The sequence below is a fragment of the Actinomycetota bacterium genome, from assembly GCA_035697485.1.
Taxonomy (GTDB): Bacteria; Actinomycetota; UBA4738; order UBA4738; family HRBIN12; genus JAOUEA01.
The window spans coordinates 91,811-108,550 of the sequence record DASSCU010000005.1 but is presented as its reverse complement, the minus strand read 5'-3'; the positions used below and the strand labels follow the sequence as shown (position 1 = coordinate 108,550).

Below are 16,740 nucleotides of genomic sequence, written 5' to 3'. Positions count from 1 at the left end.
CAAGCCGCGACCTCGACGAACCAACGGGATCGGGTGCGGTGACGGTCACGTGACCTGACCCCCGGGCGTCCCCGCCGGTGAGATCGCGGCTCCCGTCGCGGATCCTCCGCGTGCCCGGTGCATGCCCCGATCCTTCCCCGGCCCCGCAGCCATCACCACGCGACGCCGTGCGACGACGCCTCGTCCACACGACGTGCGTCGGCGCCATGGCGCCCGAACACCGAAGGACCATCGATGCAGGTAGCGACATCAACGCCGGTGCCCACCGTCGACCGGGCGATCTTCCGCCGTGGCGTGCGGCTCGTCATGTCGTACGTCCGCATGCACCCCAAGCCGTTCGCGGCCGCGGTCGCCGGTGCCGTGCTGTTCGCGTTCGCCTCGCTCTGGCTCACCGAGGCGCTCGCCCGTGCGACCGACGAGGTGCTCGCTCCCGCCTTCGACGGGGACCTCGACACCTCGAAGGTCTGGCTCGCCGTCGGCGGCCTGATGCTCGGCGGCATCGGACGCGCCCTCGGCATCATGGTGCGCCGGTACTACTCCGGCGTCGCCGGGGAACGGGTGATGGCGACCCTGCGCACCAGGGTCGCCGAGCGCTACCGGGCGCTCTCGCTGCGCTACCACCGCGAGACGCCGACCGGCGAACTGCTCGCGCACATGGAGGCCGACGTGAAGGCGGCGGTCGACGTCTTCTGGCCGGTGCCCTTCGCGATGGGCGTGATCGTGCTGACGGGGCTGGCCCTGATCGCGTTGCTGACCACCGACCCGGTGCTCGCGCTCGTCGGACTGTTCGTGTTCCCGACACTCGCGATCATGAACCAGATCTTCGCCCGTCGCATGGAAGAGCCGACCCGACTGGCGCAGGAACGAATCGGGGAGGTCAGCGCCGTCGCGCACGAATCGATCGACGGCGCGCTCGTCGTGAAGACGCTCGGCCGGGAGCAGGCCGAGACCCAGCGCCTCTACGAGCGGGCGCGGGCGCTCCGCGACGAGCGCGTGCGCTCGGGATCGATCCGCGCGACCTTCGAGGCCGCGCTCGACGCCCTGCCCACCCTCGCGATCGCGCTGCTGCTCGCCGTCGGATCGTGGCGCGTGTCGACGGGCGACATCACGCTCGGCGATCTGATCGGGTTCGTTGCACTCTTCCAGCTGCTGGCGTGGCCGATGCGTTTCATCGGCTGGATCCTCGCCGAGCTCCCACGCGCGGTCGTCGGCTACGACCGCATCGAAGAGGTCTTCCGTGAGCCGGTGACGGTGACCCCGGTGCGGGAGGGCACGCCGCTTCCCGAGGGACCGCTGGGGCTGGAGGTTCACGACCTGCGGCTCGAGTACGAGCAGCAGTCCCCCGTGCTCGAGGGCGTGACCTTCGAGGTCGCTCCCGGCGAATCGGTCGCGATCGTCGGCCCGACCGGCGTGGGCAAGAGCACGCTCACCCAGCTGATGGTGCGCCTGGTCGACCCCGACCAGGGACACGTCGCGATCGGCGGCGTGGACCTGCGCCAGGTCGACGTGGCGTCGCTACGAGCAGCGGTCGCTGTCGTCTTCCAGGAGAGCTTCCTGTTCGCCGAGAGCGTGCGTTCGAACATCGCGCTGGACTCGGGGGCGACCGACGCCGAGGTCGAGCACGCGGCCGTGATCGCGGCGTGCGATCGGTTCATCCGCGCGCTCCCCCAGGGGTACGACACGGTCGTCGGCGAGCGCGGTCTCACCCTGTCGGGCGGCGAACGGCAGCGGGTGGCGCTCGCGAGGGCGCTGGTGCGCAAGCCTCGACTGCTGATCCTCGACGACGCGACGAGCGCGGTCGACCCGTCGATCGAGGCGGAGATCCTCGGCGGGCTCCGGCGGGAGCTCTCGACGACCCTCGTGGTCGTCGCCTATCGCCTGTCGACGATCCGGCTCGCCGACCGCGTGATCTTCCTGCGGAACGGCCGGGTCGAGGCGACCGGCTCCCACGTCGAGCTGCTCGCGACGCAACCCGGCTACGGGGCCATCATCCGGGCGTACGAACGGGGTGAGCGATGAGCGCGGAGCTGACCCAGCTGCGCGGTCGCGGCGACGAGCTCCCCGTGCCCGAGGAGCTCAAGGGCTCGTTCGCCGTGCTCCGGCGCGGGGTGCGCGAAAGCCCCGAGCTCCGCAAGGGCCTGGGGTTCACGCTCGTCGTCTCACTCGGGATCACCGCGATCTCCCTCGTCACCCCCGTGCTGGTCCAGCAGGTCTTCGATCACGGGTTCACACCCGAGTTCAAGCCGAGGTTCGTCTACGGCATCTGCTTCCTGGCGTTCGTGCTGGTGATCATGGCCTTCCTGGCGGCACGGACCGCCGGACGCCGGCTCGTGCGAGCGTCGGAGGAGGCGCTCATGAACCTGCGGGTGCGCACGTTCGCGCATATCCACCAGCTCTCGATCGCCGAGCAGAGCGAGGAGAAGCGGGGGGTCTTCGTCGCCCGCGTGACCGCCGATGCCGACTCGCTGCAGCAGTTCACCGAGTGGGGCGGCATCGCGTGGTTGATCTCGTTCGTGCAGGCGTTCGGCGCACTCGCGGTGATGCTCTACTACTCCTGGCAGCTCTCGATCGTCGTCGTGCTGCTGATGGTGCCCCTGGTGGTGATCATGGGCTCGATGCAGGCACGCCTGTCGGCCGCCTTCGATGCCGCCCGCACCCGGGTGGGCGAGATGCTGAGCGAGGTCAGCGAGAGCGTGATGGGCGCCGCGGTTGTGCGTGCCTACGGGCTCGACGACACGATCCACGACCGGGTCACGGGCGCGATCGGACGCCGTTACGACGCGGAGGTCAAGGCGCACCTGCGGGCCGCGACCCTGTGGCCGATGTCCAGCGTCTTCTACGCGCTGACGCTGGCCGTGGTGATCGCGGTGGGCGCGGTCTTCGGACCGGAGTGGGGGCTGACCTTCGGCACCGCGACGGCGTTCCTGTTCCTCGGTGACGTGTTCCTGAGCGTGTTCGAGGACCTGCCCGAGATCTACTCAGAGACCCAGACCGCGATCGCGGGCTGGCGGAAGATCCTCGCGGTGCTCGACCTGCCGATCGAGATCGAGGAACCTGCCGACGGCGTGCGGCTGCCGAGTCATGGCGCGCTCGATGTCGAGGTCCGCGACCTGACGTTCGGCTACCGCGGAGGGCCGCCCGTCCTCCACGACATCGGGGTCGCGATCCCGGCCGGGGCACACGTGGCGATCGTGGGCGAGACGGGGAGCGGCAAGACGACGTTCGCGAAGCTGCTCACCCGCCTCGCCGACCCTCGGACCGGCTCGATCGAGGTAGGGGGCGCCGACCTGCGAGAGATCGACCCGTCGTCTCGCCGGGTCGCGATCCGTATGGTGCCGCAGGACGGCTTCCTCTTCGACTGGACGGTGCGCGAGAACGTCAAGGTCGGGCGTGAGGGGGCAACCGATCGCGAGGTCGACGCCGCGTTCGAGGAGCTGGGACTCGGCGAGTGGGTGCGCTCGCTCCAGGACGGGCTGGACACCCGCGCCGGTGAGCGCGGTGAACAGCTCTCGGTCGGCGAGCGACAGCTGATCGCGCTCGTGCGTGCGCAGATCGCCGATCCGGGCCTGTTGATCCTCGACGAGGCGACCAGCGCGGTCGATCCGGCGACCGAGGCACGCATCACCGAAGCGCTCAGGCGGTTGTCGGCGGGTCGCACCACCGTGACGATCGCGCACCGGCTCTCCACGGCCGAACACGCCGATCGCGTGCTCGTCTTCGACCGGGGCGAGATCGTCGAGCGGGGGACGCACGACGAACTGGTCGCAATGGGAGGCGTGTACGCCGGGCTCTTCGAGAGCTGGCTCGGGAACATCCGGGACGGTGATCGGGTGTGACCGACGCGGCCGACCCGATGGCCGGGCTCCGCGCGATGGCATCGGCAGCGCTCTTCCCTGCCGAGGGCGAGATCGACGTCGCCGGGCTCCGGGAACCGGTGACCGTTCGCCGCGACGCTTGGGGCGTTCCGTACATCGAGGCGGCATCGTTGGACGATCTCTGGTTCGCGCACGGTGTCGTCACGGCCGGCGAGCGACTCTTCCAGCTCGAGCTCACCCTGCGCGCGGCGAACGGACGCCTCAGCGAGCTCTTCGGCGACCGCACCCTGGACGACGACCGGCTCGCGCGCACGGTCGGCTTCCACAGGGCCGGCGCTCGCATCGCCGCCGCATGGGACGAACGATCGAAGATCATGCACGCCCGGTTCCGAGCGGGGGTGCGCGCCTGGGTCGACGCGATGCCCACGGCGCCGCTCGAGTACACCGTGCTCGACGTCACCCCGTGGGTGCCCGACGACGAGGCGGTGTGGGCGTCGGCGTTCGTCGTCCTCGCGTGGGGACTCTCGGGGAACTGGGACGCCGAGCTGCTCCGTTCGTGGATCGGCGAGGCCGGGGGGCCCGACGCTGTGGAGCGGCTGCTCCCTCCCCTGCCGGCCGATCCGCTCGAAGTCGTGCCCGGCGCCCTCGCCGGTGCCCTGTTCGACGCGAGGCCGCCCGCGAAGGGGCAGGGTTCCAACGCCTGGGTGGTCGCGGGCGTCCGCACCGCGACCGGCGCGCCCCTGCTCGCGAACGACCCGCACCTGCTCGTCATGCAGCCAGGCATATGGATGGAGTGCCACCTCTCGGCTCCGGGATACCGGGCTCGCGGCGTGTCGCTGCCCTTCTCCCCCGGCGTGCTGCTCGGCTGCACCGATCACCACGCCTGGGGCGTCACGAACGTCAGCGGCGACGTGCAGGACCTGTTCGTCGAGCGCCTGAACCCCGAGCGCACGGCCGCAGAACACCTCGGGCGGTGGGAGCCACTGACGGTGCACCCCGAGGAGATCACCGTGCGCGGCGTGGACGAGCCGGTCGTGGTCGAGGTCCGGGAAACTCGCCACGGACCACTGCTCGACACGTTCGTCTCCGGCGCGCTCCACCCTGAGTACGTGGCGCTGCCCGAGGAACCGAGCTATGCCCTCTCGTGGGTCGGCCTCGACCACGGTACGCGCCCGTCGCTCGTCCTCGACGTCGCGCAGGCCGGCTCGTTCGAGGCGTTCCGGGCCGCAGCGCTCGAGGGGCTCGCCTGCCCCGGCCAGAACGTGGTGTACGCCGACGTCGACGGCACGACCGGCTACGCGTGCACGGGACGATATCCGGTGCGCTCCGAGGGCGATGGCACCGTGCCCACGCCCGGTTGGACCGACGAATACCGATGGGTGGACCACATACCCCCCGACGAGCTGCCTTGGGGCACCGACCCCGAGCGTGGATACCTCGTGACGGCGAACCATCGCATGCACGACGAGGGGTACCGCCACCTGATCGGACATGACTTCCACACGTCCTTCCGGGCGCGCCGCATCGCCGAGGTGCTCGCAAGCCGCGACGACCACGACGTCGCCGCCATGGCTGCGCTGCAGACGGACGTCGTCTCACTCGCCGCCCGCCGGAACGTCGGGCTGATGCTCGAAAGGGTGGAGGCTCCCGATGGGCACGATCGAGTGGAGGCGATCGACCGGTTGGCATCGTGGGACGGCTCGATGACGGCGGACTCGAGCGCGGCGGCCCTCTACCAGGTCTGGTGCTCGGGGGTCGCCCATCGAGCGCTCGCGCCGATGCTCGGGGAGGAGCTCTTCCGTCGGTACCACGCGTGGCGAGAACCGTTCCAGTGCGGCGCGCTCCCGGAGATGCTGCGTGCCGGCGAGATCGCCGGTGGGTTGCTCGGCGAGGCGCTCGACGATGCGGTCGCTGAGCTCAGGGCGACCCTCGCCGAGGACCCGGACGACTGGCGCTGGGGAGACCTGCACCGGGTCACGCTCGCGCACCCGCTGTCGGCGATCCCGGGGTTCGAGTCGCTCTTCGTCGCGCTCGAGGCGGGCGTGGGCGGCGACGACCAGACCGTGCTGCAGACGGGGGTGGACGCGCGCGACGGGTATCCGGCGGCGGTGATCCCGTCGTGGCGAGCCGTGTACGACCTCGCCGACCTCGACCGCAGCGTCGGCGTACTGCCCACCGGCAACAGCGGGAACCCGGCGAGCCCGCACTGGAACGACCAGGCGGCGATGTGGCTCGCCGGCGAGACCCACCCGCTGCCGTTCACCGAGGCGGCCGTCTCGAGCGCGACGGTAACCCTCGCACGCCTCGTGCCGGGTACCATCTCGGGCTGAGATGCCGGTTTCCAAGGGACGTCAGAAGAAGAAGACGCCGCGCTACCGCGCCGCACCGCAGCAGCCGAAGAAGCGCCACCGGTCGAGCCCGCGCTGGTACGGCCCGCTGTTGATCACGCTGATGGCGCTCGGGGTCATCGTGATCGTCGCGAACTACATGGGGCTGATCCCGGGCACCGATGGACAGGCGTCGTCGGTCTGGCTGTGGATCGGGCTCGGCATCCTCGGGGCGGGGTTCGTCGGCACCAGCTTCTGGTACTGAGGGGCCGAGAGCGGAATCACACGCGTGTGATCCATCCACCCGTTGCCCACCGCTGTGGACGACCTGCGGCTCCGCCGCGCGTTCCCCCCGCGTTCACGCGTCTGTGGACATCCCGGTGCACGATCGGTGGAAAACTCCCCGAGAACACCTCGATCACGGTGGAACGACTGTGGAGAAGCCGGCGGTCGGTCAGATGCCGGCCGGCCGCCGCTCGACCTGCATCTTCTCCCCGCAGTGGCGCGGAACCTGCATCTCCCCGAGCCGGGAAACCTTGAGCTCGGTGCCGCACTCTCCGCACACGAAGTACACCTCGAGCGCCTCGACGTCCTCCGCCTCGGCGGGCGCGGGTTCCACGTCGGGGTCGGGCGAGAACACGCGCAACGACGCGATGCCGATGCGCCAGATCAGCGCACCGATCAGGACCGCGGTGACCACCAGCAACCAGTCCGGCACGCATCCACGCTAGCAGCGGGTCGTCGAACCGGCTCCGCCCCTAGATCACGCCCTGGGCGAGCATCGCGTCGGCGACCCGGCGGAACCCCGCGATGTTCGCTCCGTGCACGTAGTTGCCCGGTTCGCCGTACTCCTCCGCGGTCTCGCGGCACTGCTGGTGGATGCGGCGCATGATCTCGCGCAGCCGCTCGTCCACGCCTTCCCGGGTCCACGACAGGCGCATCGCGTTCTGCGACATCTCGAGGCCGCTCACGGCGACGCCCCCGGCGTTCGCGGCCTTCCCCGGACCGTAAAGGACGCCCGCCGTGACGAACTGATCGATGCCTTCGGGCACGGTGGGCATATTCGCGCCCTCGCTCACAAGGAACACCCCGTTCGAGATCAGGTTCGCCGCGTCCTTGCCGTTGATCTCGTTCTGGGTCGCGCTCGGGAACGCACAGTCGGCGGGCACCTCCCAGAGCGTGTTGTGGTCGTCGGACGGATCGGCCGGGGTGAACGCCGCCGTCGGGAACCGCTCCGCGTACGCCATGATGCGACCTCTGCGGTCGTTCTTGAGGTCCTTCACCCACGAGAGCTTTTCCGCGTCGATGCCGTCCGGGTCGTGGACGAACCCGCCCGAGTCCGACAGGGTCACCGGCTTCGCTCCCAGGTCGAGCAGCTTCTCCACGGTGTGCTGGGCGACGTTGCCGGCCCCGCTCACGAGGCAGGTCTTGCCCTCGAGGGAATCGTCGCGAGTCGCGAGCATCTCCTGGGCGAAATACACGGTGCCGTAGCCCGTCGCCTCCGGTCTGATCAGGGAACCGCCCGAGTCCAACCCCTTGCCGGTGATCGCGCCGGTGAACTCGTTCGTGATGCGCTTGTATTGGCCGAAGAGGTAGCCGATCTCCCGCTTGCCGACGCCGATGTCACCTGCGGGCACGTCGGTGTTCGGCCCGATGTGCCGGTGGAGCTCGGTCATGAACGCTTGGCAGAAGCGCATCACTTCCTGCTCGTTCTTGCCCTTGGGGTCGAAGTCGGCGCCGCCCTTGCCGGCCCCGAGGGGCAGCGTCGTGAGCGCGTTCTTGAAGACCTGCTCGAACGCGAGGAACTTCAGCATGCCCAAGTAGACGGTCGGGTGGAAGCGCAGGCCACCCTTGTAAGGGCCGATCGCGCTCGACATCTCGACCCGGTAGCCGCGGTTCACCTGCACCTGGCCGCGGTCGTCGACCCACGAGACGCGGAACGTGACCACCCGCTCGGGCTCCACGAACCGCTCCAACACTTTGGCCTCGCGGTACACGGGGAATCGATCGACGCAGAGCTCGATCGAGCCCGCCGCTTCGCGAACGGCCTGCAGGAACTCCGGCTCGTTCGCGTTCCTGGCCGTGACATCGGCCATCAGCCGCCGGACGTACTCACCCACCGGTTCTCGCGCCCCCACCGGTTCGTTCGTTGCCGAACCGACCGCCATCCTGCCACGACGCGCCGTCCGGCGGAACCCTCCGCCGCATCCGCTGTTGCTGCGCAGGCCATCACGCCGCCGCGAGCGCGCGGCGGAGCGCATCTCGCAACGGCATCGGTTCGATCGACGGGAACCGCTTCCGCGCCTCGTCGCCGTGCACGACCATCGGCGTGGTCATGCCCTCGATCAGCGGGCGGGCCAAGGCGGACGAGACCGACGTCGTGAGCCCGCACCAGTACGACGACAGTCTCGGGGTGAGGAACGGCACCCCGACGATCACGGGATGCCGTCCGCGCTCCGCCGCCACCGTCTCGATCATGCGGCGGTACGTGGTCACGTCGGGTCCCCCGATCTCCACGACGGTGCGGTCATGGTCGAGCGGCGTCTCCAGCCCCGCGACGAGATAGGCGAGGACATCGTCCACGGCGATCGGCTGCGAGGGCGTGTCGACCCAGCGGGGCACCACCATCGCCGGGAGCCGGTTCACGAGATCGGTCAGCATCGTGAACGAGGCGCTGTCGGCGCTCACGACCATCGCAGCTCGGAACTCCAGCAAGGGCGGACCAGACTCGGCGAGGATGCGGCCCGTCTCGTGACGGCTCGCGAGATGCTCGGAGAGGTCCGCGTCGTCCCTGCCGAGGCCACCCAGGTAGATCACGCGCTCGACCCCTGCCGCGCGCGCAGCCTCGCCGAAGGACTGCGCCCCCTCGGCGTCTCGCTCCCGGAAGTCCCCGGCTGCCGCGGGTTCCATCGAGTGGACCAGGTAGTAGGCGGCCGTCACGCCCTGAAGCGCCGGTCGGATCGTCGCGGGACGCAGGACATCGAGCTCGACGGCCGCGAGTTCCGGCCACCGATCGTGCAGGGCGGACGGGCGACGGGATGCCACGCGCGGTTCCCGGCCCTCGGCCACGAGCCGGTCGACGAGCCGTGCGCCGACCGCGCCGGTCGCCCCGGTGACCAGGATCGTCATGCGCTCGACCCTACCCGGTCGCCGTCGTGGCGACGCGGGAGAACCCATGCGGCCTGCGCTACGGCACCGCGACGGAGGGCACGTGTCGCTCGAGGAAGCCCATGATCGCTCGCATCTGACGAACCTCCTCGTCGATGTCGTACGAGCCGTGCCCCGCGTCGAACAGCACGACCTCATGCGGGTGGTTCCGCGCAGCGAGCTGGTCGACGAACGCCATCGCCTGTCGCAGGGGGCATCGCGTGTCGTTCTCACCGATCAGGAAGATCACCGGCGCCCGCACGCCGTCGACGAAATGGATCGGGTTGCGGTCGCGCATCAGCTCGGGGACCTGATCGGGAGTGCCGCCGAGCAGGGCCCGATCGTAGGCCTGCAGCTCGGGCGAGAGGTCCTCGTAGCCGAGCTCGTAGTCCCCCACTGGAACGCCGGCCACACCCGCCAGCCACAGGTCGGGGTGCTTGCAGAGCTCCATCACGGTGATGTAGCCGCCCCACGACCAGCCGCCGACGACGGCTCGGCCGGGGTCGGCGACGCCGCGTGCGACGAGGTCGGCAAGGCCGGCGTTCACGTCGACGAGCTCGGGGCCGCCGATGTCGCCGATCAGACGGTCGCGCCACGCCCGGCCGTAACCGGTCGAGCCCCGGTAATTCACCATGCCGACCGCGAATCCCATGTCGACGTAGGCAAGGACCTCCGGATCCCACGCGTCGGTGTCCTGCCCGGTCGGGCCACCGTGCACGAACATCATCACCGGGAACGGCCCGTTGCCCTCAGGTATCACGTAGAAGCCGTGCACCCGGTCGCCCTCACCGTTGTCGAAGTGCCACGAGTGGAACGGGCGTCCGGCCGGCGCGCGATCACCGTCGGCGCGCACCACGTCGGCGCCGGCCGAGTCGAGCGTGACGGGCGGCCGTTCCCCGCTCGAGAGCCGGAACCACACGTCGCCGTCGGGTCGCACGCGGGCCGCGCCGATCGTGCCCGGGTCGTGACCGATCGGAGCGAGCGAGCCCGTCGCGAGGTCGAACCGAGAGAGGCGGTCGCGGCCCTCGTCGTTGTGCACCAGGAGGACCGAGGCGGCGTCCGGCCACCAATCCACGGCTTCCACCGGCCCGGCGAGACCGAGCTCGAGGTCGGTCCAGGCGCCGGTCGTGAGATCCCAGATCGCGGGACGCTCCTCGCCCTCGCGCTCTTGGGTCACGATCAGCCGTTGATCGCCGGGGATCGGCGACCAACACGAGGCGACCAGCGCCATGCCCTCGTCGATCTGCTCGGCGATCGTCGTGCCGGTCCGCGGGTCGACGACCCGCAAGGCGGTGTGCATGCTGTCGCCGTGCTCCGCGTGCTCGAGCGCGAGCATCGACCCGTCGGCTGAGAGTCCGCCGCTGTCACCACGCCCGGATTCGGAACCCCCGATGCCGATGTGCTCGGTGCTGCGCCAGATCTCCTTCGCCGGCTCGCCGTCGGACGAGACGAGCACGGCGAAGCCGTCGGCGTCGCTGATGCCGGCCGCCACCATCCCCGGCACCTGCGCGAGGCCCTGGTTCCACCCCGTCGGCACTCCCGGGAGGAAGGGCACCGGCTCGCCCCCGGAGAACGGCTCGGCGTACCAGCGCCCGGCCTCGCTGCCGGTCTCGTCCTGCCAGAAGAGGACGCGCTCCCCGTCGGGGGTGAGCTCGCCGGCGATCACCCCGATCGGATGGTTGGTGACCCGGCGTCGGAGGCCCGTCACGCGATCCCGGACGTGCACCTGATAAACGCCGCTCTCGGTGCTCCAGTAGACGAGGCGCTCGGGAGCCGATCGCGCCCAGTGGGGCAGGGACACGCTCGGCGTGCGGAACCGGCGTTCCCAGGCAGGGATGTGAGCGTTCATGACGGCGAGCCTACCGAGGATGGGTCGTCTCGGTTCTGCATCCTCGCTCGTGCCGCTTCCAAGGCGCGCCACACGCGCTCTGAGGTGAGCGGCAGGTCGAGATGCCGCACGCCCCACGGAGAGAGCGCGTCGACCACGGCGTTCTGCACCGCAGGTGTGGAGCCGATCGTCGCAGACTCTCCGATACCCTTGGCCCCCAACGGATTCACGGGCGTCGGGGTCTCGGTCCTCGCCGTTTCGAACCGGGGGAACTCGGCCGCCGAGGGCATCGCGTAGGTCGTGAGCGTCGACGTGATCGGCGTGCCGCCCTCGTCGTAGCGCACCTCCTCGTACAGCGCCTGGGCGATGCCCTGCGCGAGCCCGCCGTGGACCTGCCCTTCGACGAGCGCCGGGTTCAGCACCCGACCGCAGTCGTCCACCGCCACGTGTCGCACGAGCCGGACCTCGCCCGTCTCCGTGTCCACCTCCACCACGGCGACGTGCGCTCCGAACGGGAAGGTGGACGCGGGCTCGCGATACACGCCCTCGGCGAGCAGGCCCGGCTCGAGTCCCGGTGGAAGGGTCGACGCCCGCGATGCGCCGGCGAGCTCGGCGAGCGTGAGGCCGCGCTCCGGCGCGCCCCGCACGGCGAAGCCACCGCCGTCGGCTGGCTCGAGGTCCGACGCGTCGGCCTCGAGCAGGTGCGCGGCCAGGGCGCGGGCCCGCTCGAGGACCTCGGTGCTGCGCTCGAACACCGACGAGCCGCCCGCTTGCAACGAGCGCGAGCCCCACGTGCCCGCCCCCCGCCTCACGAGACCCGTGTCGGAGTGCACAACCCGGACCGACCCGAGCGGCACGCCGAGCACGCCCGACGCGAGTTGCGCGAACGCGGTCTCGTGGCCTTGCCCGTGCGGCGAGGTCCCCGTCACCACCGTGACCGTGCCGTCCGCGTGCGCCTCGACCGAGGCGAACTCCTTGGAACTGAACGACGTGATCTCGACGTAGGTCGCGACTCCGATGCCCAGGGCGAGGTGGTCGCCGCGTTCCCGGCGGGAGGTTCGCTCGGCGCGAAGGGCGTCGATCCCGGCCAGGCGCGTCGCCTCGTCCAGTGCTCGTTCGTACTCGCCGACGTCGTAGACGGTGCCCGACGCCGTCCGGAACGGGAAGGAGTCGGGAGGGATCAGGTTGCGGCGACGCACGTCGAGCGGGTCCATGCCGAGCTCGGCGGCGACGAGATCGATCGCTCGTTCGATCAGCGCGGTGGCCTCGGGCCTGCCGGCTCCCCGGTACGGCGCGACCGGTGTCGCGTTCGTGACGACGCTTCGGCCCCTCGAGGCGATGCGCGGGATCGCGTAGACGCCCGAGAGCATCTCGTGGGTCGTGTTCGGGAGGAAGGCCCCGATCGGGTACGCCCCCATGTCCGCGATCAGGTCCGCCCGCAGACCCACGAGCGCGCCGTCGCGCCGGGCCCCGATCTCGACGCGCTGCACCTGCGCTCGTCCGTGGGTGAGGGCGAGGAGCCCCTCCGACCGCGACTCGATCCAGCGCACGGGACGCCCGAGCCTGGCCGCCACTGCGGCAACCACCACGTACTCGGGATAGACCTGGAGCTTCGCGCCGAACCCGCCGCCGACGTCGGGAGCGATCGTGCGCACGTCCTCCTTCTCCACCCCGAGGGCGTCGGCGAGGTCGTCGCGGACATCGAACGGAACCTGCGTCGAGACCCACGCCGTGTACGTGCCGTCGCCGTGCGGCCGCACAGCGATCGCGTTGCCTTCCATCGGGACCGGGGCGACGCGTTGGTTCACCAACCGCCCCCGCGCGACGACCTCGGCTCCCGCGAGCACGTCGTCGTCCCAGCCCGCTTCGAACGACGCGACGACGTTCGAGCCGTGCTCGGGCCACAAGCACGGGGCGCTGGTCCCGAGCGCCGCCTCCACATCGGTCACCGACGGAAGGAGGTCGTAGTCGCCGACGACGGCCTCGGCCGCGTCCTCGGCTTGGGCCAGGGTGTCGGCCACGACGACCGCGATCGCCTCGCCCACGAACCGCACGACGCCGCGGGCCAGCGGCTCCCGACCGAACGGTCCCTCGAGGGCGTCGGACGAGCCCTCCACGACGCCGCTCGCCGGCAGGCAGGCGAGGTCGAGGTCGGCGGCCGTGAACACGCCCGCCACACCGGGCATCGCGCGAGCGACCTCGACCTCGACGGCGCTCAGGCTCGCATGGGCCATGATGGAGCGGACGAACACGGCGCGCAGCGCGCCCTCGATCGGCAGGTTCTCGACGTACCGGCCGCGGCCCGTCAGGAACCGTGGATCTTCAGCACGGAGGGCCGGCACACCGAACATCGAGGGAGGCAGCGTCGTCACGTGAGTCATGCTCCCAGAGGCGCACCGGGGGGAAGGCAACGGCCACGCGACGGCGGCTGACGCACGGCATCGCCGCCATGGCGATCGCGCTGGCAGCGGCACCGTCGGCTGTTCGAACGGCCGCTGCAGGGCGAGCGTCGGCCCCGTGATGCGCGTCCGGTTCGCCCCCGAACGGTGGTCGCTCGCCGGTCCGCCGGCTGAGGTTCCCCTGACGAACCACGTCGGCGCGGTGTATTCCATGGGTGTATTCCATGGAGGTCGCACCCGACGGTCGCATCTCCTTCAGCCGGGCGAGGCATCTGCCGACGCGCTTCGGCGTGAGGCCCGCTGATCGACCGACCACGCACGAGGAGGCCGAGGAGCAGATGCACATCCGAGCCGCGAAGACGATCGCCCTGACGGTCGCGCTCGCCACCACCCTGATCGCCATGGTCGCCGCAGGCCCGGCCGCGGCCGGCGGCGGCGTACGTGCCGTGAAGGTCGCCGGCGGGCTGAACGGTCCCAGCGCGTTCACGTTCACGGCCAAGGGCACGATCGTCTACCTCGAGCGGGGCACGGGCGAGGTCCGCTTCCGAAACCCGAAGACCGATTTCGATCGCCTCTTCTTCCGCATCCCGGGGGTGAACGGGGAAGGCGAGCGAGGAGCCTTGGGGGTGGCGCTGCATCCGCGCTGGCCCGAGAAGCCGTTCGTCTACGTCTACGTGACCCGCCGCGCCGACGGGAGGCTCCGCAACCAGATCGTGCGCATCCGCGACCGAGGCGGCGAGGGGAAGGGCTACACGAAGATCCTGACGACCCCCGCGAGTTCCAGCCCGTACCACAACGGGGGGCGCATCCTGTTCGGTCCCGACGGCAAGCTCTACGTGATCGTCGGCGACGGACACGATGCCTCGAACGCCCAAGACCTCACAGGGAACCTCCGTGGCAAGATCCTCCGCATGAACCCGGACGGCTCGATACCGGGCACGAACCCGACGATCGACGGGCGACGTACCCGCATCTTCGCCTTCGGCATCCGCAACTCCTTCGGCTTCACGTTCGATCCCGAGCAGGGGAACCTCTGGGAGACCGAGAACGGCCCGGAGTGCAACGACGAGATCAACTTCGTGCAGCGCGGTGACAACTACGCGTGGGGACCGAGGCAGGCCTGCCCCGATACGAACAGGGACGGGCCTGCCCCGCGTCGACTCCCGGAGGTCACGATCTCCGACACGATCGGCATCACCGGCGCGGCCTTCTGCGACGGTTGCGGTCTCGCCGGGCGAGACGGAGATCTGCTGTTCGGCGCCAACAACGACGGCGTCCTTCGCCGGGTCTCGCTCGACGCGGCACGCGACGACGTCGTCGGTGGACCGATCACGATGCTGGACGCCCCGGGCGGGACGATCCACTCCTTGGAAGTCGGGCCCAACGGCGCCATCTACTTCAGCGACTACGGGTCGATCTACCGGATCCGCGGCGCCTAGCCTCGGGTGGGCTCGGCGCGCGTCGTCGGCGCCACATCGAGGGCGTACGCACGGTCGACGTGATCGATCGTGAAGGCGAGCGCCCGGTACGTCCGGATCGCCGGCTCGCTGTCGGCGTCGACATAGAGCTGCACCACGACGGCACCCAGGGCGGCAGCGCGCGCGAGCCCCTCCGCGGCCAGAGCCTGTCCCAGCCCGCGACCCCGGGCCGTGGAACGGACGCCGAGGAAGTACAACCAGGCCGTGTCACTCTCAGGCTTCATCCAGCAGTAGCCGGCCATACCGGCGTCGTCCTCGGCGATCACGAACAGCTCGGGGTCGAACCACGGCTCCTCGAGGTGCCATGCGAGATCGGGCTCACGCCAGTTGCCTCCGTCCGGATGATCGACGAAGACCTCGTTGTGCACGGCGAGCCAGGTGGACACGTCGTCGGGCCGGAACGACCGCAGGCGGAAGCCGGCCGGGAGGCGGGGATCAGGCCCGGGCAGCGAGCGAAGCATGCGTGCGATCGTCCGTACGTGCCGCATGGCGAAGCGCGCCGCCAGCCGCGCCTGTGCGGGACCCGGGTTGTAGGCCCACGCGTGCACCGCCCCCCCACCGTCGTCTGCCGCGTGGTCGAGCACGGCGGCGACGAGCGCACGCCCGATACCGAGACGTCGGTGCTCGGGCGCGACGAAGGCCTCGAAGCGCCAGCCGAGGTGCGTCTCACGCTGGGAGAGGTGAGCGTATCCGGCCAGGTCGTCACCGAGACGCGCGGCGAACGCCGCATGCGGAAACTCTCGCGGACCTGCCTGCAGCTCGACGAGCGCATGCTCCCCGATCGGGCGGTGCCCGTCGTGCCTCGCGGTGGCGTCGATCAAGAGCGCGAGCCCCCCGACGGGCGGTTCCTCCTCGTCGTGCAGTCCCTCGATCCTGATCGACGGGTCCATCGGGCGCCAGCGTACGGATCGACGGGCTCGAAGACACGATCCGCGGCAGGGAACCGATTCCCAGAACGCGATGCCGGGAGTAGGCTTGAAGAACGAGCTGTAACAGACCCGGAACACCCCCCGGGGGTGAACGTTGGACATCGGACAGCCCAAACGGATCATCGAGGTCGAGCCCGCGACGCTTCCCCTGCCGGGAGAACTCGTGCCCGACGCCGAGCCCGAGCCCGTCGTCAGGCCCGATCGCGCGCCGGAGCCGGCCGTTCCCGAGCATCGTCCGTCGTGAGCCGCGGAGCGTCGACGCTCGAGGGCCTCACCACCGACGTCGGCACCGAGCCGATCCTCGCATGGCGCGCGTGGGCCCTCACGGGCCGCCGTGACGGCGCCGGTCTGTTGCTGCGGCCCGTGGCCAAGCGTGCACGCACCTGGCAGCCGCGCGAGATCGTGGAAGCCTCGTGCCGGACGTCACGGTGGCACGATGCGCCCGATCCCGGATGCACGTGCGGGCTGCACGCCACGCACTCCGTCGACGTGCTCCGACGGACCAGGTGCCCCGCCGTGCTCGGGCGCGTCGCGCTCTGGGGCCGGGTGATCGAGCACGAGTACGGATACCGAGCGCAGTACGCCTACCCGCAGCGGCTACGGTTGATCTGTCAGTTCTGCTTCTGGATGAGCGATACGCGCAGGTCGACGCCCGACCACGTCGGCTGGTTCCCGCACGACGAGCTGATCCCACTGTGCAAGGAGCACCTGGGGGTCGCTCGACGCAACGGCGTGTCACCGCGGATCGTGCTGCCCGCCTCAGAGGTGGTCCAGCGGTTGCGCGACGCCTACGCCGTCGACCCGCTGGCGGTCTGAG

The 16,740-nt window shown here is 70.6% G+C and carries 13 protein-coding genes; 7 read left to right on the top strand and 6 right to left on the bottom strand.

Features of this window, described 5'->3' with window-relative positions; all coding sequences use genetic code 11:
• Positions 1 to 234 precede the first annotated feature (234 nt).
• From VFI59_00905 to VFI59_00890, 4 genes are read left to right on the top strand one after another with little or no spacing between them, the layout of a single operon-like run.
• A complete protein-coding gene (locus VFI59_00905; GenBank protein HET6712260.1) occupies positions 235 to 2,019 on the top strand; it encodes an ABC transporter ATP-binding protein in 1,785 nt (594 codons plus the stop codon).
• On the top strand, positions 2,016 to 3,836 hold the full coding sequence (locus tag VFI59_00900) for an ABC transporter ATP-binding protein (protein ID HET6712259.1): 1,821 nt from the start codon (positions 2,016 to 2,018) through the stop codon (positions 3,834 to 3,836). Before VFI59_00905 ends, VFI59_00900 begins: the two co-directional genes overlap by 4 nt.
• On the top strand, positions 3,833 to 6,145 hold the full coding sequence (locus VFI59_00895) for a penicillin acylase family protein (protein HET6712258.1): 2,313 nt from the start codon (positions 3,833 to 3,835) through the stop codon (positions 6,143 to 6,145). The genes VFI59_00900 and VFI59_00895 overlap by 4 nt, the downstream gene beginning before the upstream one ends.
• Before the next feature lies 1 nt (position 6,146).
• On the top strand, positions 6,147 to 6,407 hold the full coding sequence (locus tag VFI59_00890; protein HET6712257.1) for a cell division protein CrgA: 261 nt from the start codon (positions 6,147 to 6,149) through the stop codon (positions 6,405 to 6,407).
• A 189-nt stretch (positions 6,408 to 6,596) separates the two neighbouring features.
• Here the strand turns inward: VFI59_00890 and VFI59_00885 are convergent, their stop codons facing one another.
• From VFI59_00885 to VFI59_00865, 5 genes are all read right to left on the bottom strand, one after another.
• Positions 6,597 to 6,860: a hypothetical protein gene (locus VFI59_00885; GenBank protein HET6712256.1), complete on the bottom strand. Its 264-nt coding sequence runs from the start codon at positions 6,858 to 6,860 to the stop codon at positions 6,597 to 6,599.
• 40 nt (positions 6,861 to 6,900) lie between these two features.
• The gene (gene gdhA / locus VFI59_00880; GenBank protein HET6712255.1) at positions 6,901 to 8,280 is read right to left on the bottom strand and encodes an NADP-specific glutamate dehydrogenase; all 1,380 of its coding nucleotides are present in this window, start codon (positions 8,278 to 8,280) and stop codon (positions 6,901 to 6,903) included.
• A gap of 91 nt (positions 8,281 to 8,371) precedes the next feature.
• On the bottom strand, positions 8,372 to 9,271 hold the full coding sequence (locus tag VFI59_00875) for an NAD(P)H-binding protein (GenBank protein HET6712254.1): 900 nt from the start codon (positions 9,269 to 9,271) through the stop codon (positions 8,372 to 8,374).
• A 58-nt stretch (positions 9,272 to 9,329) separates the two neighbouring features.
• Positions 9,330 to 11,138: a prolyl oligopeptidase family serine peptidase gene (locus VFI59_00870; protein ID HET6712253.1), complete on the bottom strand. Its 1,809-nt coding sequence runs from the start codon at positions 11,136 to 11,138 to the stop codon at positions 9,330 to 9,332.
• Positions 11,135 to 13,489 (bottom strand): xanthine dehydrogenase family protein molybdopterin-binding subunit, encoded by a 2,355-nt coding sequence (locus tag VFI59_00865; GenBank protein HET6712252.1) that lies wholly within the window; start codon positions 13,487 to 13,489, stop codon positions 11,135 to 11,137. The genes VFI59_00870 and VFI59_00865 overlap by 4 nt, the downstream gene beginning before the upstream one ends.
• Before the next feature lie 251 nt (positions 13,490 to 13,740).
• Here VFI59_00865 and VFI59_00860 point away from each other — a divergent pair, with 251 nt between their 5' ends.
• Positions 13,741 to 14,955, top strand: a complete 1,215-nt coding sequence (locus VFI59_00860; protein HET6712251.1) for a PQQ-dependent sugar dehydrogenase — start codon at positions 13,741 to 13,743, stop codon at positions 14,953 to 14,955.
• On the opposite strand, the gene mshD is transcribed toward VFI59_00860, so the two are convergent.
• On the bottom strand, positions 14,952 to 15,884 hold the full coding sequence (gene mshD / locus VFI59_00855) for a mycothiol synthase (GenBank protein ID HET6712250.1): 933 nt from the start codon (positions 15,882 to 15,884) through the stop codon (positions 14,952 to 14,954). The genes VFI59_00860 and mshD overlap by 4 nt on opposite strands.
• 133 nt (positions 15,885 to 16,017) lie before the next feature.
• Here mshD and VFI59_00850 point away from each other — a divergent pair, with 133 nt between their 5' ends.
• Complete coding sequence (locus VFI59_00850; protein HET6712249.1) at positions 16,018 to 16,167, top strand: hypothetical protein; 150 nt, start codon at positions 16,018 to 16,020, stop codon at positions 16,165 to 16,167.
• Positions 16,164 to 16,739, top strand: a complete 576-nt coding sequence (locus VFI59_00845) for a hypothetical protein (GenBank protein HET6712248.1) — start codon at positions 16,164 to 16,166, stop codon at positions 16,737 to 16,739. Before VFI59_00850 ends, VFI59_00845 begins: the two co-directional genes overlap by 4 nt.
• Position 16,740: the final 1 nt, after the last annotated feature.

Coding starts and splice junctions, on each gene's coding strand:
- VFI59_00905 (HET6712260.1), top strand. CDS start 235: ATGCAGGTAGCGACATCAACGCCGGTGCCCACCGTCGACCGGGCGATC.
- VFI59_00900 (HET6712259.1), top strand. CDS start 2,016: ATGAGCGCGGAGCTGACCCAGCTGCGCGGTCGCGGCGACGAGCTCCCC.
- VFI59_00890 (HET6712257.1), top strand. CDS start 6,147: ATGCCGGTTTCCAAGGGACGTCAGAAGAAGAAGACGCCGCGCTACCGC.
- VFI59_00875 (HET6712254.1), bottom strand. CDS start 9,271: ATGACGATCCTGGTCACCGGGGCGACCGGCGCGGTCGGCGCACGGCTC.
- VFI59_00870 (HET6712253.1), bottom strand. CDS start 11,138: ATGAACGCTCACATCCCTGCCTGGGAACGCCGGTTCCGCACGCCGAGC.
- VFI59_00860 (HET6712251.1), top strand. CDS start 13,741: ATGGAGGTCGCACCCGACGGTCGCATCTCCTTCAGCCGGGCGAGGCAT.
- mshD (HET6712250.1), bottom strand. CDS start 15,884: ATGGACCCGTCGATCAGGATCGAGGGACTGCACGACGAGGAGGAACCG.